Consider the following 19,981-nt stretch of genomic DNA (forward strand, 5'->3'; position numbering starts at 1 on the left):
TATTTGATTATAGAAAATAACACGGAGGCGGTTGTGGGAGATACATCAATATACCTGATCTTTTGTGTCGCGCTGGTGGTCATACTTGTTGTATGTGTGATTCTTCTGGCAAGGAACTACATTAAGCTGATAAACAGAAACGATGCCCTAAGTGAGAGCATAGACAATCTGTGCAGGCTCAATGACAAGCTCAGAATGGACAGGCATGATTACCTTAATCATCTTCAGATCGTATACGGGCTCATGGAGCTTGAGGAATATGACGAGATGAACTCATACCTTAAGAAGGTCTACAAGGAGCTGCTGAAAACAGGCAAAGCTGTAAAGACGTCAAAGCCTGCCATAAATGCACTCCTTGCCGCTAAAACAGCAGAGGCCGAGGCTAAGGTCATCGACTTTGTCATCGAAGTAAAATCTGATCTGAAGAACCTATGCATCGAAGACTGGGAGCTCTGTAAAGTTTTATCCAATCTGATAGACAATGCTATTAGAGCTCTTGAGGATAGCGACCTGGAAGAGAAGAAGATTCGTGTAGATATCACCGAGACCAAAGAAAGATACATCTTCAGCGTTGAGGATAACGGTCCCAAGATTCCTGAGGATATCAGGGACAAGATCTTCAAAAGAGGCTTTACCACCAAGAAGGATGAGGGTCACGGAATGGGCCTTGCCATCGTCTCCGAAATTGTAAGTAAGAACAAGGGAAGTCTGGAGCTTGATTCAGACGAAGAGGAAACAGTGTTTTCAGTAAGTTTTGGCAAAGGAGAGTAATATGGGAACAGTCCAGATATTGGGATTGATAGTTCTGCTGGTGGGGATCGTCCTGGTGGGAGTTGAGTTCATCCTTCCGGGCTTTGGAATCCCCGGGATGGCAGGGATCATCTTCACCGCAGCAGGCATTTTTTTAACCGGCAGGAATGCCTCAGAGAGGATAATGGTAGGCATCATCGCAGTGGTAATAATAGCTGTGATGCTGGTTGTAAGCATTCTGGTATTCAGCTCTAAAAAGATAAAGTCGCCGATCAAGCTGGATACGGACCTGCCCGGCAAGAATCTTTTTATCGATGAACAGGACATGGAATATCTCATCGGAAAAAAGGGAGTGGCAGTGACGGATCTTAAGCCTTCGGGCAAAGGTGAGTTTGACGGAGTAAAGTTTGATATTCTATCCGGTAATTACTACATAAAAAGAGGTGCAGCGCTGGTGATTACCGAAGTAAAAAACAACAGGATAATTGTTGAGGAGGAAAAATAATATGTTTACACCTATAATAGTAGCAGCTCTGATAATTGTTTTACTCATAGTTTTCTGTACAGTAATTCCCGTGGGCATGTGGATCTCAGCCATCGCCAGCGGAGTCAAGATCAGTATCTTTACACTTGTTGGAATGAAGCTTCGCCGCGTAAGACCTGCTAAGATCGTTGGACCACTCATCAAGGCAACCAAGGCAGGAATCGATGTGACCACCAACCAGCTTGAGGCTCATTACCTTGCAGGTGGAAATGTAGACAGCGTTGTAAATGCACTTATCGCCGCAGAGAGAGCCAGCATGAACCTGTCCTTTGAGCAGGCTTCAGCCATCGACCTTGCAGGACGTGACGTATTCGAAGCCGTTACCATGAGTGTTACACCCAAGGTTATCGAGACACCTCAGATCTCTGCTGTAGCCAAGGACGGAATTGAGCTTCTTGTTAAGGCACGTGTCACGGTAAGGACCAACATCGATCAGCTCATCGGTGGTGCCGGCGAAGCAACAGTTCTTGCCAGAGTCGGTGAAGGTATCGTAACCACTGTTGGTTCCGCGATCACTCACAGCAGCGTTCTGGAGAACCCTGACGACATCTCCAAGGTAGTTCTGGAAAAAGGCCTTGATTCAGGCACAGCCTATGAGATCATGTCAATTGATATCGCCGATATCGACATAGGAAGAAACATCGGAGCCAACCTTCAGAGCCTTCAGGCTGAGGCCAATACCAAGATCGCTCAGGCCAAGGCCGAGGAGAGAAGAGCAATGGCGGTTGCCCTTGAACAGGAGATGAAGGCAGAGGTTGTTAAGGCAGAGGCCGATATCCCAAGAGCCATGGCAGAGGCCTTAAGATCAGGCAACTTAGGAGTTCTTGATTACTACAATCTCAAGAATGTCCAGGCCGACACCAAGATGAAGAACGACATCGGAAACAGCATTGCAGAATATGTTGAGACCAAGAAGGATAAAAAGTAATGATGATCAAGGTAATGATAGTTGAGGATGAGGAGCAGATCCGCGGCATCCTGAAGAAGATGATAGAGAGGACCTCTGATTGCAGCGTTGTGGCTTCCTGCGGGAACTTTGCGTCGGCCATCAGTGAATTTATCAAGATTCGCCCTGATGTTGTCTTTATGGATATAGATCTGGCGGGAGAGAGTGGTCTTGACTGCGCCAAAGCCATCACAGAGGTGGACCCGAAGGTAAAGATTATCTTCGCCACCGCCCACAGCGAGTACATGGCCAATGCCTTTGAGATCTACGCCTTTGACTATCTGGTCAAGCCTTTTGACCTGGAGAGGATCACCAAGACTCTTGAGAGGATCAAGGCTCAGGGCGATGTCAAAGAAACTGAGAATTCCGATAGCAAGTCGGAACAGTCCTATGAAAAGCTCGTCATCAGGGGAAAAGAAGAGATAAACCTCATCGATACCAAAGACATCATCATGGTTGAGAGAGCCGACGGTATGTGCAGGATAGTTACGAAAGACGAAGTCTTTCTGACAGCTACCTCGCTCACAGCAATACAGGAAAAGCTTGACCCGTCGCAGTTCATGCGTTGCCATAAGTCCTATATTATCAGGCTCAGCGCAGTCAGGAAACTTGAAGTCTACGGCAGATGGACCTATACTGTAACTCTGAAGGATACCTCAGAGACGGCTCTTATGACCTCTGAGAAATACAATGAGATGAAGCAGAATCTACTGTTTTAACTACATATGAATACACGACAATGGTTGTTGCCCAGGCAGCAGCCATTTCTGTTTGGAGCACAGTATCGATATTTAGTGTATAATTATATCTATCTTGTGATTTTTACAGAAGAGGAGGAGAGATTATGAACAGGGAAAGCGGAATTCTTATGCCGGTGTTCTCACTGGCGTCCAAGTTTGGCATAGGTTGTTTTTCAAAAGAGGCCTTCGACTTTGTGGACTTTCTGGAGAGCTCCGGACAGGGCTACTGGCAGGTGTTGCCATTAGGACCCACGGGCTTTGGCAATTCGCCCTATCAGCCTCTTTCTGCCTTTGCGGGCAATCCATACTTTATATCACCGGAAAAGCTTATAGAGGAAGGTCTTCTTGCCTGGGATGACGTAAATGGCGTGGACTTTGGCAGCAATCTTGAAGCTGTGGATTACGGCAAGCTCTACGAGAACAGACCAGCAGTCCTTCGTAAGGCCTACGAGAATTTCCTGGAAAAAGAGGATAAGAAGGAGCTTAAGAAGTATCTCAAGGACAACGATTACTGGCTTCCTGACTATGCCCTCTATGTCATTATCAAAAAGCTTCAGGAAGGAAAATCCTGGCTTGAATGGGACGATGAGCTAAGACTCCACAAAAAGGCGGCTCTTGATAAAGTTAAAAAAGAGAACGAAAAAGAGCTGGAATTCATATACTTTGAACAATTCATGTTCGACAAGCAGTGGAGTGATATCCATGAATACGCAAGAAAAAAGAATGTGAAGATCATCGGAGACCTTCCCTTCTACGTGGCCATGGACAGCGCCGATGCCTGGTCTCATCCCGAAGTGTTCGAGATGGATAAGGATCTGTGTCCAAAGGCAGTTGCCGGGTGTCCGCCGGATGCTTTTTCACCCACAGGTCAGCTCTGGGGCAATCCCATATATGATTGGGAAGCTCTTAAAAAGAAGGACTACGATTGGTGGACAAAAAGAATTAAGCGAAACTATGAGTGGTTTGATGTGATACGTATCGATCATTTCCACGGATTCAACGAATATTATGAGATTCCCTTTGGGGATAAGACCGCTGAGAAGGGCAAGCTCAAAAAAGGCCCCGGAATGGACCTCTTCAAGGCTCTTAAGAAGGAGATAGGGGAGCTTAACATGATAGCAGAAGACCTTGGAAGCTACACCGAGGAAAATGTCAAACTCCTTGAGGATACAGGGTTCCCCGGAATGAAGGTCCTTCAGTTCGGATTCACCAGCTGGGACAGCATATATGTGACCCACAGGCACGAGAGAAATGCTGTGGTGTATACGGGAACACATGATAATACACCCACCTTTGCATGGGTACAGGAGATAAATGACGGTGAAAGGGATTTTACAAGACGTTATGTGAATTCCATCAACACCGATTACGGTGCTCTTGTGTGGGATATAATAAGAGAGGCCTACCGCTCTGTGGCAGACCTGTGCATAGTTCCGCTTCAGGATTACCTCTGCAAGGGAAGAGAGGCCAGGATCAATACTCCCGGAACCTCCGAGGGCAACTGGATGTGGAGACTTACTCCTAATTACCTGTCACAGGACCTGGCAAGGAGCATCCGCCTTATGACCGAGACCTACAGCCGAATTCCTAAGGCGCCAAAGGTGCCTTCCATAGCAGCAAAAGATTAACTGTTGGTCTTCCTGTCGTAGGCTGTAAGTATTGCCTTGGTAACAAGGATTACCGGGGTGTTGGGATGTCTGATGCAAAAGTAAATAAGCTTATTGGCGCTGCCACTGATGGAAAGGGGAGTACTCTGGACTTTCTTTCTGATATCATCGCGAAGAAAGATATCCCGGACTCTTTTAACAACTTTTCCGCTCTGGCAGCGCAGTTCGTTTTTGAGGACCAGGTGAAGTATGATGATAAACTCGCGGTCCATTTGTTCGTTGCCGTTTTTGATGCCTTTTGCCCTGAAAATCTCTCTAAAGGTCTTGTCGGTAAGTTCCAGATTAGACAGGAGCTTAGGGTTGTAGCTGTGGACTATGGAGCTTGCATTCGAACGATAATGGTAGAAATACCCATCCTTCACAATTACAAGGCGCCTGCAGTCAAGAAGACAGGGCAGAATAATGTTCACATCTTCGCTCATGGATATATTTGTATTACAAAAGCTGAGGTTATCAAGAACGAGCTGTCTGGAGATGAGCTTCATACAGCGGGACATGGTGACGGGTCTTGTCTCTTCGCCAAGGAGCCTTCTTCTGATGGAGGATAGCTGCTCAGCGGTGTAGACGCCAGGGATGAGCCCCTGGGTTTCCTTCCTTCGTTCACCTGCTTTTTCTACAATATAGTTACCGGAGATGATCTCGCAGTCGATGTTGTCTGCAGAAATATGTGAATAGAGCTTCTCAATCATGTCGGTGTCAACCCAGTCGTCGCTGTCGATGTAGCAGACATAAGGGGCAAGAGCCTGCCTGGTGCCTGCAATCCAGGCGGACATGAGGCCTCCGTTTTCCTTGTGAAGTACCCTGACTCTCTGGTCTGAGGATGCGTAATCATCACACATCTTGGGACTGATTCCATCCGTTGAACCATCGTCCACCAATATGATCTCGATATCGGAAAAAGTCTGTTCAAGAACAGACTTCATGCATTCCTTGAGATATGCAGCTGTGTTGTAGACCGGTATTATTACGCTTACCTTTGGCTCCAAAGTCATGGCGAGAGCTCCTTTTTTATCAGAATATTACAAACCCAATGTTAACATAAATACAGGGAAGATGGAAGAAGCGGCGGGTAAATCCATATGGCACATATGTGGATAATAGGGTAAAATAGGTAGTATAAAAATCTCTTTGGAGGTGAGTGAATGGGCAAGGTTTTTCATGTAGATAAGCAGATTGCCAACAAGAATGTTGAAGACTCCATAACAGAGTGGACCAAGGTAGTTAAGTATGATGAGATTAATGCTCAGAACAGACTCTTTGGCGGACAGCTCATGGCGTGGATCGACGAGGTGGCAGGCACTGTTGCCATAAGACATTCGGGTAATCCCATTGCAACCGCTGCTGTTGACAACATGCAGTTCAAGCAGGGCGCGGTTCTCGGAGACGTTCTTGTTATTATTGGAAAAATTACATATGTTGGAAAGACTTCCATGGAAGTCAGAGTAGATACCTATGTTGAAGATATCAGAACCGGTATGAGACATGTGCTCAACAGAGCATATCTTACCGAGGTGTGCGTGGATGACGACGGAACTCCCGTTACTGTTCCCTATGGACTTAACATCCGCACAGAGAATGAGAAGGCTGAGTGGGAAGGTGCCGTTAAACGCCGCGAACTTCGCCGTCAGAGACGTATGGAAGGCTTCTAGAATATTACTTATGAAATGGCACAGGCCGGTGGCGAAAAACTTCGCTGCCGGCTTTTTGGTTTGGCCTACTCAGCCTAGATAAATACTTGCACCTGAAACATTGAAGTGTTAAAATTTTGTCATATGGCGATGTAAATTAAAAAATGGAGGTTATATAGATGAGTAAGAACTTTGATGACATTCTTGCAAAACTTAAAACAGCAAGCACCAAGAAGATGTCTGTTGCTGTAGCCCAGGACTCACATGTACTTGAGGCTGTTAAGATTGCTAAGGAGAGAGGAATCGTTGATCCCATTCTCGTTGGTGACAAGGACAAGATCGAGGAAATCATGAGTGAGTATTCAATGAATCCCGCTGACTACGAGATCATTGATGTCAAGGACACAATTGAGGCTGCCCGCACTGCAGTATCTCTTGTATCTAGCGGCAAGGCTGATATCTATATGAAGGGTGCTCTTGAATCCAAGGATTTCCTTAAGAGCGTTCTTGATAAGGAAGTAGGACTTCGCACAGGCCGTCCTCTTTCACATGTTTGCGTATTTGAAATTCCCGGCATTGATCGTCTTTTATTCCTTACAGACGTTGCTTTCATGCCATATCCCACACTTGAGGACAAAAAAGTTATCATTGAATATACAGTGGATGTAGCAAGAGCTTGCGGCGTTGAGTGCCCTAAGGTTGCTCCTCTTGCAGCAGTTGAGGTTGTTAACCCCAAGATGCCCGTAACTCTCGAGGCAGCAGAGCTCACAAGACTTAACGAAGCCGGTGAGATCAAGAACTGCATCGTTGACGGACCTCTTTCCATGGACCTTGCAATTGATCCTGAGGCTGCCAAGCACAAAGCAGGCGCTCTTGACAGAAAGATCGTAGGCGACGCCGACATCCTTCTTTTCCCTGATATCCACGCAGGTAACCTTACCTACAAGACCATCGTTCGTCTTGCACAGGTTAAGAACGGCAACATCCTTACAGGTACCAAGGCACCTGTTATCCTTACCTCCAGATCTGATTCCGTTGAGGTTAAGGTTAATTCAATCGCACTTGCCGCAGTTGTAGCAGCTCAGAATAAAGGAGAATAATCATGATTAAAAGTTTGATCATTAATCCCGGTTCCACATCTACAAAGGTTGGTATTTTTGAGGACGAGACTCTTGTAAAAGAGGAAACCTTAAGACACAGCACTGAGGAAATCGAGTCCTATGCATCAATTATCGATCAGAAGGATTTCCGTAAGAACATTATCCTTGATTTCCTTAAAAAGGAGAGCATCGATATCAAGTCCTTCAACGTGATCGTAGGAAGAGGCGGACTTCTTCGTCCCATTCCCGGTGGCACCTATGAGTGCACAGATGCACTGTTAGAGGACCTCAGAAAGGGCGTTCAGGGACAGCACGCATCCAACCTTGGCGGTATCCTTGCAAGAGAGATCGGCGATGAGATCGGCGTTCCTTCCTACATCGTTGACCCCGTAGTAGTTGACGAGATGGAGCCCGTTGCCCGCATTTCAGGTGTGCCTGAGATTGAGCGTGTTTCCATCGACCATCCTCTTAACCAGAAGGCTGTTGCAAGACGCTATGCTAAGGAGATTGGCAAAAAGTATGACGAGATCAGCGTTATCGTAGTTCACATGGGCGGGGGCACATCCACAGGCGTTCACAAGAACGGCAAGATGGTTGATGTATACGCAGCACTTAACGGCGACGGAGCATTCTCTCCCGAGAGAGCAAACGGCATTCCTGCCAAGGCTCTTGTAGATATGTGTTTCTCCGGCAAGTACAGCTACGACGAGATGAAAAAGAAGATCGTTGGCTACGGCGGACTTAACGCTTACCTTGGAACCAACGATATGAGAGAAGTTAACAAGATGTGCGAGGAAGGCAACGAGAAGGCAATCCTTGTTCGTGAAGCCTTCATCTATCAGATCTGCAAGAACATAGGTGCCTGCGCTACAGTTCTTAAGGGCAAGGTTGACCAGATCATTCTTACAGGCGGTATCGCATACGGTCAGGTTATCACAGACAAGATCAAAGAGCGCGTTGACTGGATCTGCCCCGTTACCGTATATCCCGGTGAGGACGAGCTTCTTGCTCTTGCACAGGGCGCTATCCGTGTAATTAACGGCGAGGAGAAGGCTCAGCAGTATTAATGATGATATAAGCGAATAAGCAATAAGGCTAACCATGCTTGCATGGTTAGCCTTAATTATTTATGAGCTTAACAAGAATGAGGAAAAAAGACATGCGAATGAAATGAGCATGGCGATTTCCGAATTCTTGTAGGATTGCGACAGTTTCGAAGAAACGAAGCAATCCGTATATCATCATTTATCAGGAAACAGCGCATTTCTGAGGCAGAGGCGCTGGGTGCCGGCCTCCAGATCCCAGGTGTGGAAGGCGCCGCCCATGCAGTATTTTCTGCTCTTGCAGTTCTTGCATTTCTCATCGTCTTCGCCTTTATCATAGCGATAATCTTTGAATTCATTCTCCCAGATATCGGAGAAACGCCTGCTTCCTATATTGCCCTGAACTACGCCCTTCTGGGTTCTGTCGATATCAAGGCATCCCATTACGTCTCCGGTTACTGTGATGCTGGCAACGGTAATTCCCGCCATGCAGAAGAAGTACCAGTCTCTTACTTCTCTTTCATAGTCAAGACCGAGATAGTGGCAGCAGCCGTAGGTGACAGGATCATTGTCAGCTCTTTTGCTGCGGATGAAATCCATGATTGTCTTGTGGTCTTCATCGGTGAGAAGGAGCTCGGGATGTTCAAGGGCTCTTCCTATAGGCTCAATGCCCATGACACGCCAGCTGTCGATATCAATGCCGCTCATTATCTCATACAGCGGCTCCAGCTGACTTATGGTCTGATGATTGACCACCGTTGTGACCATGATCTGGTCAAAGCAGTTAAGATCTATCAGATTCTGAATGCCCTCCATGGCTCTGCGGTAGGCGCCGGGAAGGCCGCGGATCTCATCATGGGTGTCGGGAAGGCCATCGATACTTACGGAAATTGTGTTCATTCCGCATCTCTTCAGCATCTGTGCTACTTCCGGCGTTATCAGGATGGCGTTGGAGGTCATTCCCCACTTGAATCCCAGGGAGTGAGCATAGCTCATAACCTCTTCAAAGTCCTTATACAAAAGGGGCTCTCCTCCGGTTACGTTGATCTGGGGAAGAGAGTCCTTATAATCCTCTTTTAACTGATCCAGTATATTTTTCCAGGAAGCGGCGCTCATCTCGGCGGCACTTACCTCTCCGCATCTTGAGCCGCAGTGGCGGCAATGCTCGTTGCAGTTAAGAGTGAGCTCGAAAAAAAGCTGCTGGAGTTTGGGCTTTTTAAAGAACTTGACCCGCAGGTCATGCTGCAGGTCAAGGTGTGATAATTTCATTTTGGCTTTGTTCATATCTATATATCCTTAATGCGTCTTATTTGTATCAGCCATCTACTGTTGGTGGTCCGTATACTGCGGGGATCGACGGAATCTTGTAATTGTCGGAATCACCCGGATCCACAAGATTATCTTCCGATGAATCAGGAAGGCTTGTAGCTTCTGAAGGAACCTCTTCCATAATTATGTCCTCGGATGGTGCTGCGGTGCTCTCATCTGCACTTATTTCTATTGAACTCTCGGATGAAGCATCGAAAGAACTATACTGGGTATCTGTATCTGAAACGGAAGACTCTGATGCAGCATCTGCCGCAGAGTCCATTGCAGATGCATCCTCGGCTGAAATACCGTAGGCGCTGCCGGGATCTTCATATTCTACCGGCGGGCCGTAGCCGCAAGCTGCATTGAGAATCATGCTTGCAAGACCGGTTGTGGTTGCTATAACAACTTTTTTGGTCATTTTTTTCATACTTAATTCCTCCATAGAATTACATACATAATAAACAAATGCGGGAATCTTTTCAATTTCTTTTTTGGGGGGAAGAAGCTATCTATTCACAACATATGGCGGTTGAACATTTTACGCAAATCTGCTAAAATAGTTCCCGTACTTTGACTAAAAATTGGGGACCTATGCCCCAAATTGGAGAATAGAAGAATGAGTATTATTGATAAGATTATTGGAACACACAGTGAAAGGGAGCTTCGCAGGATCAGAGGAACCGTTGATTCAATCGAAGCAATGAGACCCAAGATGCAGGCTCTTTCCGATGAGGAACTCAGGGCCAAGACAGATGAGTTTAAGAAGAGACTTGCCGATGGCGAAACTCTCGACGACATCATGCCTGAGGCATATGCGGTAGTTAGAGAGGCCGGTAAGAGAGTTCTCGGTATGGAACACTTCAGAGTTCAGCTTATTGGTGGTGTTATCCTCCACCAGGGCCGTATCGCCGAGATGAGAACCGGTGAAGGTAAGACCCTTGTGGCTACACTCCCTTCATATCTTGACGCTCTTGCAGGCAAAGGTGTTCATGTCGTAACAGTCAACGATTACCTGGCTAAGCGTGACGCTGAGTGGATGGGTAAGATCCATGAATTCTTGGGACTTACTGTCGGTGTTGTACTTAACAGCATGACCTCCGAGGAGAGAAAGGCTGCCTACAACTGCGATATCACTTATGTTACCAATAACGAACTTGGTTTTGATTATCTTCGTGACAACATGGCCATCTACAAGGAGCAGTGCGTTCTTCGCGGACTTAACTATGCCATCATCGATGAGATAGACTCAATCCTTATCGACGAAGCAAGAACTCCTCTTATCATTTCCGGTCAGAGCGATAAATCAACCAAGCTCTATGAGGCCTGCGATATTCTGGCCAAGCAGATGACCCGTGGTGAGGATCAGGAAGAGCTCACCAAGATGGATGCTATCATGGGTGTCGAGAGAGAAGAGACCGGTGATTTCATCGTTAATGAGAAGGATAAGATAGTCAACCTTACAGAGCAGGGTGTTGCCAAGGTTGAGAGATTCTTCCGTATAGAGAACCTGGCTGATCCCGAGAACCTTGAGATCCAGCACAACATCATCCTGGCTCTTCGTGCCAACAACCTTATGCAGAGAGACCATGACTATATCGTCAAGGATGATGAGGTACTTATCGTAGACGAGTTCACAGGACGTATCATGCCCGGACGTCGTTATTCTGACGGTCTCCATCAGGCCATCGAGGCTAAGGAGCATGTTAAGGTTAAGAGAGAGTCCAAGACTCTTGCTACCATCACCTTCCAGAACTTCTTCAACAAGTTCGACAAGAAGTGCGGTATGACCGGTACAGCTCTTACAGAGGAGAGAGAGTTCCGTGATATTTACGGACTTGATGTTATCGAGATTCCTACCAACGAGCCTGTTATCCGTAAGGATCTTCAGGATGCTGTATACAAGACCAAGAAGGAGAAACTCAATGCTATCTGCGACGCAGTTGTGGCATCCCATGAGAAGGGCCAGCCCGTTCTTGTAGGTACCATCACCATTGAGTCTTCAGAGGAAATCAGTAAGCTTCTTAAGAAGAGAGGAATTCAGCACCACGTACTGAACGCCAAGTTCCATGAGATGGAGGCTGAGATCGTAGCAGAGGCCGGAAGAAAGGGCGCCGTTACCATCGCCACCAACATGGCAGGCCGTGGTACCGATATCAAGCTTGACGAGGATGCAAGAGCAGCCGGAGGACTTAAGATCATCGGTACTGAGAGACATGAATCAAGACGTATCGATAACCAGCTCCGTGGACGTTCAGGACGTCAGGGAGATCCCGGTGAGTCCAAATTCTATCTTTCACTTGAAGACAACCTTATGAGACTCTTTGGTTCAGAGAGACTCATTGCAATGTTCAATACACTTAAGATACCTGAGGGCCAGGAGATTGAGCACGCATCTCTTTCCAAGGCCATCGAGTCAGCTCAGAAGAAGATCGAGTCCAACAACTACGGAATCAGAAAGAACCTTCTTGAGTACGACCAGGTTAACAATGAGCAGAGAGAGATCATCTACGCAGAGCGTAAGAAGGTTCTTGACGGTGACTCCATGCGTGATTCCATCTACAAGATGATCACAGATATTGTTGAGGCATCCGTAGAGACCGTTGTGGGCGAGGAGAATGATGCTGACAACTGGAATCTCAAGGAGCTCAATGAACTTCTTTTACCTACTATTCCTCTTAAGAAAATCACAAGAGGACGTATTGATAAGCTTACCAAGTCCGGCCTTACACAGCAGCTCAAGGAAGAGGCTGTAAGACTCTATGAGGCAAAAGAGGCAGAGTTCCCTGAGCCTGAGACCATAAGAGAGATTGAGCGTGTCATCCTTCTTAAGGTTATCGACAGAAAGTGGATGGACCACATCGATGATATGGATCAGTTAAGGCAGGGTATCGGACTTCAGGCTTACGGCCAGAGAGATCCCAAGATTGAGTACAAGCTCTCAGGTTATGAGATGTTCGATGAGATGACCAAGAACATCAAGGAGGATACCGTAAGACTTCTGTTCCACGTTCACATCGAGGAGAAGGTTGAGCGTGAGCAGGTTGCCAAGGTTACGGGAACAAACAAGGATGACTCAGTTGCCAAGGCTCCCGTTAAGAGAGTTGAAGCCAAGGTTTATCCCAATGATCCATGCCCATGCGGAAGCGGCAAGAAGTACAAGAACTGCCACGGCAGGGTATGAGCGATATAAGGACTGAGAAACCACAATGCTGTGCTTGCACAGAGCATTGTGGTTTTGATAGGACTGAACGTACATGAGTAAGTAGCACGGTAGTGCGGATTACGAATGTACGTAGGAGTGCGGGAGCGAAGCGGAGCAGTCCGTATCGCTCGTTTATATGTATAGGAGTTAGAATAATGGTAGTTTTAGATCAGATGAAGGTTGAGATTCAGAACCTTCAGGATACACTTAAAGAGGTCACAGCTTCCCTGGACCTTGACACTAAGAAAAAGATAATCGAAGAGCTTTCAAGAGAGATGGAGGAGCCTAACTTCTGGGACAACGCAGAGAAGGCCAACAAGAAGACCAAGGATCTTAAGAACATGCAGGACCTTGTGGAGAACATTGAAAGACTCAATAACCAGTACGGCGACATCATAGATCTTATCGATATGCAGAACGCAGAGGGTGTTGATGATGAGGATATGGCAGCTGAGATCAGATCTGAGCTGGATGATTTCGAGACAACCCTTGAGAATATCCGTATCAGCAACCTTCTGAACCAGCCCTATGACAAATATGATGTAATCCTTCGTCTTAACGCCGGTGCAGGCGGTACAGAGGCCTGTGACTGGGCAAGCATGCTGTATCGTATGTACACAAGATGGGCAGAGAGAAAGGGCTTCACCACAGAGGTTCTTGACCTTCTTGACGGAGACGAAGCCGGAATCAAGTCAGTTACTTTCCAGATCACAGGAACCAATGCTTACGGACTTCTTAAGTCAGAGCACGGCGTACACAGACTTGTTCGTATCAGTCCCTTCAATGCGCAGGCCAAGAGACAGACATCCTTCGTATCCTGCGACGTAATGCCTGATATCGAGGAGGATGTTGATATCGACATCAATCCCGATGATCTTAGAATTGATACTTATCGTTCAAGTGGTGCCGGCGGACAGCACATCAACAAGACTTCATCAGCTGTACGTATCACTCATATCCCTACCGGCGTTGTTGTTGCCTGCCAGAATGAGCGTTCACAGTTCCAGAACAAGGACAAGGCTATGCAGATGCTGAAGGCCAAACTCTTTATCATGAAGCAGGAAGAGCAGGCTGCCAAGCTTGCCGGCATCAGAGGTGAGGTTATGGATAACGCCTGGGGCAGCCAGATCAGATCCTACGTACTTCAGCCATATACAATGGTTAACGATACACGTACAGGCTTCAAGGCATCCAATGCCGACGGAGTTCTTGACGGAGATCTTGATCCCTTTATCAATGCTTATCTTAAGTGGCTTGCTACAGGTGGTAAGCCTGTTGGAGATACCTCTGAGGAGTAATTGGGAATAATTTAATTTAAGAGTAATTACAGACAATATTTAAGCCTGAAGGCTTACCGGTGAGTAGTCGGTATTTCCTTCAGGCTTTTTTTTCGAATATTATTTGCTTTTAATATACAACCACCTTGTTTCTGCCGGTGTTCTTGGCTTTGTACAGTGCATTATCTACATTCTGGATGGTCTTACTGAAGTCTCCGGTATATCTTGAAACGCCGATGGATACTGTGACCGGAACAGGAATGTCCGTTGCGGCTTCTATATCGCGCCTGAACTGTTCCATTCTGGCGCAGGCGTTGTTTACATCACAGTTTTTCAGTATAATGATGAATTCTTCGCCGCCAAATCTGATAACAAAGTCATCGTCGTGGGTCTCATTTGAAAGCTTCTGGCCGATATAGAGAAGGGTCAGATCTCCGGTGTAGTGTCCGTGTTCGTCGTTGACCTGCTTGAAATAGTCAATATCCAGCATTGCAACTGCGACGGGGCCGTTTATATCCTTCAGAGCATTCTGGGTGATTATCCTCTCCAGGAGATGCCTGTTATATACCTGGGTAAGCGGGTCTGTTACCATGGCAAGCTCCAGCCTCTGCATTATTCTGTAATGATCCAGGTAAAAAAGCATAAGGAACATATGGGAGATAAAGATTCCAATGGTGCATAGACACATGGGGACAATGATACATTCAAGATCGGAGTATGTGATGACCGTTGTGGATATAATGACTTCCAAAATAAACAAAATGCAGGAAAAAAGTGACTCCAATGGCTTGGATGCAAAACCTGTCAGCATAAATACGAGATAAATTATAATAAAACCCTCTCCTGCATAGGTGTTGTCCTCGAGCCTGAAAACAGTACAGATACAACTAAGAGCTATGGCGTGGACCAAAAAATGATCCATAAATACAAGAACGCTGCGTTTTTGGCAACGACCGGTGACGATAAGAAACACTGCCGCTGCGATAAATGCGAACAGCCTTGGAAGCAGGGTGGGAATAATGGAACCGTTTATCAGATAATCCGGAATAAGATACAGCATGGATAATAAAGCTGATGCAATCGTTATCACAGCCACATAGTTCTGATAATATCTGCATTTTGCCTCATAGAAATCCTTTTTTTCTTCAGGATTCATGCTGCAATAGTCTTTTCGTAATTCGATGAGCGTCTTTGCTCCGTGTATAAGATTCATGATGTAACCCCCTAAATCATTGTACATTCTTTTGCGAAATAACGAAAGTGTATTTTTGATATTCTAATAATTGCCCTGAAAGGTTATTTTTGGGTGTGGATGTTTTGGGAAAAATATTGCAGAATAGAGGATATAAGGCTTTTGGAGGATTGGGAGGTCCACATGGGAAAGATTACGGATATAAGAGAAAATATAGGAAAAGTCATAATAGGAAAAGATGAGACGATAACTATGGTGCTGACGGCCATTCTGGCGGGGGGACATGTGCTCCTGGAGGACGTTCCGGGAACCGGTAAGACTATGCTGGCTAAGGCGCTGGCCAGATCCATCGATGCTTCATATAACAGGATTCAGTTTACACCGGACCTGCTGCCATCTGATATTACGGGACTAAACGTATACCAAGCGGGTAAGGGCGAGTTTGTCTTTAACGAGGGACCGGTTTTTTGCAATATCCTTCTCGCAGATGAGATAAACAGGGCAACTCCCAGAACTCAGGCCGGACTTCTTGAGTGTATGGAGGAGAGACAGGTCACCATAGACGGTGTCACCAGACGGCTTGCCGAGCCCTTTTTTGTAATAGCTACTCAGAACCCCATTGAGACCAGCGGAACTTTTCCTCTTCCCGAGGCGCAGCTGGACAGATTTATCATGAAGCTCTCCATGGGGCTTCCCGGAAGAGATGAGGAAGCGGGCATATTGGAGAGGTTTCTTGGTGAGAAGAAAAACGCACTGCTGGAGAGCCTTGAGCCTGTTGCAAGCATGAATGATATAGAGACCATGAAGGCTGAGGCTCTGAAAGTACAGGTGCATCCTCAGATAAGGGAATACATCGCAGACATTGCGGTTGCCACAAGAAAAAGAGATGACGTGGCAGCAGGTGTGAGCCCCAGAGGAAGTCTTGCACTTATGAACAGTGCCCAGGCCTACAGTTATATTCAGGGAAGGGACTATGTAACTCCCGAGGATGTCAAGAAGCTTGCGGGACCTGTTCTTGCACACAGATTGTATGTTGGCGTAAGCTTCGGCTCTGTCAGAAGCGGCAGGGAGATAATCGATGAGATATTAAATGAGGTCCCGGTACCTACAGAGGTATTCTGATGCCTATAATACTGATTCCAATTATTCTATATCTGCTGTATCAGCTGGAGAGATATCTTTTTGCAAGGTATTGGGAGAGGAATCTGGAGGTGGAGCTTGGTTTTGACAAAAGCGCCGTGGTGGAGGGGGAAGAGACATCCCTGACGGAGGTTGTCACCAACAGGAACTTCATTCCGCTTCATATCCTTCAGGTGGGCTTTCAGACTGATATAGGTCTGGCCTTTGATGATGAGACCAATGTGACGGTGTCGGACAGGGTTAATGTTCTGGATGTATTCAGCCTTCGCTTTTATTCCAGGATTACCAGGACTTTGCCGGTTCATTGCCCGCAGAGGGGGTATTACAGCATCCTTCAGACCAGTATCAATGCTTCGGATTTTTTCAGCCCGGATATTCATTATGCAATGAGAAAGCAGAGAACAAGTTTATATGTTTATCCAAGGCTTCTTCCCTTTGCCAGGATAGAGCCGCTAATGCTGCAGCTCTGCGGGGAGGTGGTGACAAGGCGCATTCTCTACGAAGACAATTTTACCTTCAGAGGAATAAGGGAATATGTGCCCACAGACCCCATGGGAAGCATCAACTGGAAGGCGACTGCAAGGACGGGGCAGATGAAGGTCAACATTCATGACTATACCTCAAGTCCTGAGATCACACTGGTGCTTAATGTGGAGGAACCAAGAATATTGTTTGAGACAGAACTTCTTGAGGACAGCATCAGGATATGTATGTCTCTGGCTGATGAACTGATCAAAAAAGGCATTCCCGTTTCGCTGCTAACCAACGGGAAGGACAAGGTCACCGGAGAGACGGTTACTCTGTCCGCAGGAGCGTCCAAGGATCATGTCACCAGCTTTTTAAGAGCTCTTGCAAGGATTGACCTTACCAAGGACAAGGATGATCTGAGGGAGATTATTAAACACAACGTGGAAAAAGAGGATAATGACAGAACAACCTACTGTTTTATCTCCACCAGTAGAAGAGAAGGCGCTGTTTCAGCTGCACAGACACTCTGCGACAAGAAGGGGCATTTGCTATGGATATGCCCAATAACAAGGGATATGGACAATACTCCCATAGGTGATAAGAGAATTGATCTTAGAATGTTTATTCATGAGTGAGACTATAGATGAATAAGAAACTGGAGATACTTAGAATTTTAAATAATATGATGCTCCCCTTTGTTATGGCGAGTGTTCTGTTCAGGGCCACGGGAATGGAGGGAAGCACCGCTATGTATGCAGGCAATCTGCTATTGACTGTATTCGTGCTGATAAGCGAGCTGGTGCAGTACCTTTTTTCAGGCATCGTGCCGTTCTTCCTGGGACACGGGGCGGGAATAGTGCTGTGCACCTATTTGTCGGTGGCTTCGGGAACCCAGAATATGGGCTTTACGATTGTCAGAGCGATTATCATGGCAGCGATAACAGTTATTGCCATCAACGCCAAGCTGGGAAAGGGCGTGTATTTCTATCCGGCTATGCCTGAGGCATTTTTGTTTGTGGCGATGATGATAGCCTGCAAGCTGGCCAAGGCTGGGGATGCGCAGCTGCTGGTGCTTCTGTGCGAGATATTCTGGGGAATCCTGGCGGTGATCTTTTATAATACCAGGCAGACGGCAGCAGCGGTGTCAGTGTTTAAGGAGAGGGCGAGAGTTCCCTATGAATCCATACTTGGGACCAATCGTCTGATGCTGGTGATATATATCGGTATCAGCATGGTGTTTATGGCTCTCTGTGTCTTTTTGGACTATGGAAAAGAGATAATGGACGCAGTGGGAGCGGTTATGATCAGGTTCCTTAAGTGGCTGTTTTCACTGTTTGATTACACCATCATGGAGGAAGAGTATCTTCCGCCGCCGGCCCAGGGACAGGGAGAATTGGCGCTTCATCCAATGGGCTATGACGACTCATATATCAGGATACTTTGGGATGTGCTTTTTGGTATGCTGACGATAGTGGTGGCCATCGGCTTTGTGATTGCCATGGTTAAGGCTGTAATGTTTTTTATCAGGTATTTCAACGAGGGACGCATAGGGATAAGGGACAGGCTCTCGAGGGATAAGGTTGAGTATCTTAAGCCCGCTTTTCAGGAGGAAACCGGTGACAGAGACGGCAGAAAAGAGAATCGAATTCCGCTTGCAGCAAGGCTTTCGAACAGGGGCCAGGTAAGACTTTTGTACAAGAGATTTGTAAAAAAGGGTGCAGGCTTTGAGGATGTTCGCTCCAGCCATACCCCGGAAGAGCAGCTAAGGGCCGCCTATAGCGAAACGGGAAATAGTCAGGATATCAGAAAATTATATGAAAAAGCAAGATACAGTAAAGAGGAGATATCCTCTGAGGATGTAAGGCGGATGAGAAAAATGTCACGGTAGCTTAATAAACTGCCGTGACATTTGTTATGTTGCCGTGTTCGTCGCAGGTGAAATTCCATACGCCGTGACCCTTAAGTCGATGTTCTGTGAGGTAATAGGTTCCGTCAACCTCTGAGATGTAATAGGGGGTTCCGCCGCCTATAAAGTAGTCAGAGTAGATATCTTCGTAGTTTCCGGAAGAGAGCTCATGAAGATCTCCGGTTCTTATTATGGTCGCAGCATTCTGATCTCCTGAAAGGTCTGTGGAAACCGTTATGTAATAATAATCACCGATGGCGGTTATCTGAGCCATTCCCGCGATCTGTTCAGGGATGTCTACGCTTTCCTTGATGCTAAGATCCTGGAGACTGCATCTGTAGATCTTGGGAGCCTGGCCGGACTGGGATACTCCTGAGACAAAAAAGATATCTCCGTCGATTATGGAAAAGGATCTTACGTAGATTCCATCAAGCTCCGGGATCTTCTTGATCTCAGTGAGGTATATTCTTGAAGAATCCGCGGGGTGTCTGAAGCAGTACAGCTCACCGGTGACGGAACTCCATACATAGAAGGTGTCGGTCTGTTTGTCATAGACGGTGTAGTGCGGCCTGCTGCCTACGTTGTAGAGAGACTGGGTATTGATGAATTTGCCGTCAAATTTCTCAAATACCAGTATTCTGTTGTTCTCTGTGTCGTCTGCGATATATACCTTGCCATCACTTGCCAGAGTATGGGGCTGCGTGAGATTCGATGACATTATATGCCACTGATTCAGAGGAATGCCCATTTCAGTGCTGTAGATGATACGGTTGTGATAGCAGTCCACAATGAAATAGGTATCGTCGACCTTGGTGACGTAGGTGGGGACGCTGAGTTCTGAGTCAAAGTTCTGCATCGGCTCGTAGGTAGCTGCGAACTCTTCGGGATTCTCGCCTTCTGCGGTGATGGTTGAAATCTCCACATAGTCCTTGCCGTCGTAGGCGGGGACAGCAGAACTTTCCTGCCTGCCAGTGTTTAGTCCGCAGGAGCAGAGGCTCAGGCCCAATAACAATGCCAATATTGGTGCTGTATATGTTTTGATATTTTTTAATCTATTTAATTTGTTA

The 19,981-nt window shown here is 46.6% G+C and carries 18 protein-coding genes; 13 read left to right on the forward strand and 5 right to left on the reverse strand.

The genetic code is table 11. From position 1 onward, the window contains the following. Positions 1 to 33: 33 nt before the first annotated feature. The 5 genes from NXH67_RS05945 (at position 34) to malQ (ending at position 4,608) form a co-directional block, all read left to right on the forward strand. Positions 34 to 771: a sensor histidine kinase gene (locus NXH67_RS05945; RefSeq protein WP_022778030.1), complete on the forward strand. Its 738-nt coding sequence runs from the start codon at positions 34 to 36 to the stop codon at positions 769 to 771. Between the two features lies 1 nt (position 772). Continuing rightward, positions 773 to 1,255, forward strand: a complete 483-nt coding sequence (locus tag NXH67_RS05950) for an NfeD family protein (protein WP_272796771.1) — start codon at positions 773 to 775, stop codon at positions 1,253 to 1,255. Between the two features lies 1 nt (position 1,256). Continuing rightward, a complete protein-coding gene (gene floA / locus NXH67_RS05955; protein ID WP_022778032.1) occupies positions 1,257 to 2,222 on the forward strand; it encodes a flotillin-like protein FloA in 966 nt (321 codons plus the stop codon). Then, on the forward strand, positions 2,222 to 2,959 hold the full coding sequence (locus NXH67_RS05960; protein ID WP_272796772.1) for a LytR/AlgR family response regulator transcription factor: 738 nt from the start codon (positions 2,222 to 2,224) through the stop codon (positions 2,957 to 2,959). Before floA ends, NXH67_RS05960 begins: the two co-directional genes overlap by 1 nt. 125 nt (positions 2,960 to 3,084) lie before the next feature. Beyond that, complete coding sequence (gene malQ, locus NXH67_RS05965) at positions 3,085 to 4,608, forward strand: 4-alpha-glucanotransferase (protein WP_272796773.1); 1,524 nt, start codon at positions 3,085 to 3,087, stop codon at positions 4,606 to 4,608. On the opposite strand, the gene NXH67_RS05970 is transcribed toward malQ, so the two are convergent. Beyond that, on the reverse strand, positions 4,605 to 5,639 hold the full coding sequence (locus tag NXH67_RS05970) for a glycosyltransferase family 2 protein (protein ID WP_022778035.1): 1,035 nt from the start codon (positions 5,637 to 5,639) through the stop codon (positions 4,605 to 4,607). The two genes, malQ and NXH67_RS05970, sit on opposite strands and share 4 nt — an antisense overlap. Before the next feature lie 150 nt (positions 5,640 to 5,789). Here NXH67_RS05970 and NXH67_RS05975 point away from each other — a divergent pair, with 150 nt between their 5' ends. The 3 genes from NXH67_RS05975 to buk all read left to right on the forward strand — a co-directional run bounded on the left by NXH67_RS05975 (position 5,790) and on the right by buk (position 8,442). Then, the gene (locus tag NXH67_RS05975) at positions 5,790 to 6,296 is read left to right on the forward strand and encodes an acyl-CoA thioesterase (protein WP_022778036.1); all 507 of its coding nucleotides are present in this window, start codon (positions 5,790 to 5,792) and stop codon (positions 6,294 to 6,296) included. A gap of 158 nt (positions 6,297 to 6,454) precedes the next feature. Continuing rightward, the gene (ptb, locus tag NXH67_RS05980) at positions 6,455 to 7,375 is read left to right on the forward strand and encodes a phosphate butyryltransferase (RefSeq protein ID WP_272796774.1); all 921 of its coding nucleotides are present in this window, start codon (positions 6,455 to 6,457) and stop codon (positions 7,373 to 7,375) included. 2 nt (positions 7,376 to 7,377) lie between these two features. After that, positions 7,378 to 8,442: a butyrate kinase gene (buk, locus tag NXH67_RS05985; protein ID WP_330676624.1), complete on the forward strand. Its 1,065-nt coding sequence runs from the start codon at positions 7,378 to 7,380 to the stop codon at positions 8,440 to 8,442. Positions 8,443 to 8,616: 174 nt separating this feature from the next. On the opposite strand, the gene NXH67_RS05990 is transcribed toward buk, so the two are convergent. Beyond that, complete coding sequence (locus NXH67_RS05990) at positions 8,617 to 9,702, reverse strand: radical SAM/SPASM domain-containing protein (protein ID WP_022778039.1); 1,086 nt, start codon at positions 9,700 to 9,702, stop codon at positions 8,617 to 8,619. A gap of 31 nt (positions 9,703 to 9,733) precedes the next feature. Then, complete coding sequence (locus NXH67_RS05995) at positions 9,734 to 10,156, reverse strand: hypothetical protein (protein WP_272796775.1); 423 nt, start codon at positions 10,154 to 10,156, stop codon at positions 9,734 to 9,736. A 189-nt stretch (positions 10,157 to 10,345) separates the two neighbouring features. On the opposite strand from NXH67_RS05995, the gene secA reads away from it, so the two are divergent. After that, positions 10,346 to 12,910, forward strand: coding sequence for a preprotein translocase subunit SecA (gene secA, locus NXH67_RS06000; protein ID WP_272796776.1), 2,565 nt, complete (start codon positions 10,346 to 10,348; stop codon positions 12,908 to 12,910). A gap of 176 nt (positions 12,911 to 13,086) precedes the next feature. Next, complete coding sequence (prfB, locus tag NXH67_RS06005; RefSeq protein WP_022778042.1) at positions 13,087 to 14,229, forward strand: peptide chain release factor 2; 1,143 nt, start codon at positions 13,087 to 13,089, stop codon at positions 14,227 to 14,229. Between the two features lie 109 nt (positions 14,230 to 14,338). Here the strand turns inward: prfB and NXH67_RS06010 are convergent, their stop codons facing one another. Continuing rightward, positions 14,339 to 15,421 (reverse strand): GGDEF domain-containing protein, encoded by a 1,083-nt coding sequence (locus NXH67_RS06010; protein WP_272796777.1) that lies wholly within the window; start codon positions 15,419 to 15,421, stop codon positions 14,339 to 14,341. Between the two features lie 162 nt (positions 15,422 to 15,583). On the opposite strand from NXH67_RS06010, the gene NXH67_RS06015 reads away from it, so the two are divergent. Genes NXH67_RS06015 through NXH67_RS06025 form a run of 3 tightly spaced genes read left to right on the forward strand, consistent with a single transcriptional unit; the run spans position 15,584 to position 18,896 of the window. After that, positions 15,584 to 16,522, forward strand: coding sequence for an AAA family ATPase (locus NXH67_RS06015; RefSeq protein ID WP_272796778.1), 939 nt, complete (start codon positions 15,584 to 15,586; stop codon positions 16,520 to 16,522). Further along, positions 16,522 to 17,643 (forward strand): DUF58 domain-containing protein, encoded by a 1,122-nt coding sequence (locus NXH67_RS06020; protein WP_272796779.1) that lies wholly within the window; start codon positions 16,522 to 16,524, stop codon positions 17,641 to 17,643. Before NXH67_RS06015 ends, NXH67_RS06020 begins: the two co-directional genes overlap by 1 nt. Positions 17,644 to 17,651: 8 nt before the next feature. Continuing rightward, a complete protein-coding gene (locus NXH67_RS06025; protein ID WP_272796780.1) occupies positions 17,652 to 18,896 on the forward strand; it encodes a hypothetical protein in 1,245 nt (414 codons plus the stop codon). Position 18,897: 1 nt separating this feature from the next. On the opposite strand, the gene NXH67_RS06030 is transcribed toward NXH67_RS06025, so the two are convergent. Further along, a complete protein-coding gene (locus NXH67_RS06030; RefSeq protein ID WP_272796781.1) occupies positions 18,898 to 19,932 on the reverse strand; it encodes a hypothetical protein in 1,035 nt (344 codons plus the stop codon). Positions 19,933 to 19,981 lie beyond the last annotated feature (49 nt).

The sequence above is a fragment of the Butyrivibrio sp. DSM 10294 genome, assembly GCF_028539135.1.
GTDB lineage: Bacteria > Bacillota > Clostridia > Lachnospirales > Lachnospiraceae > Butyrivibrio.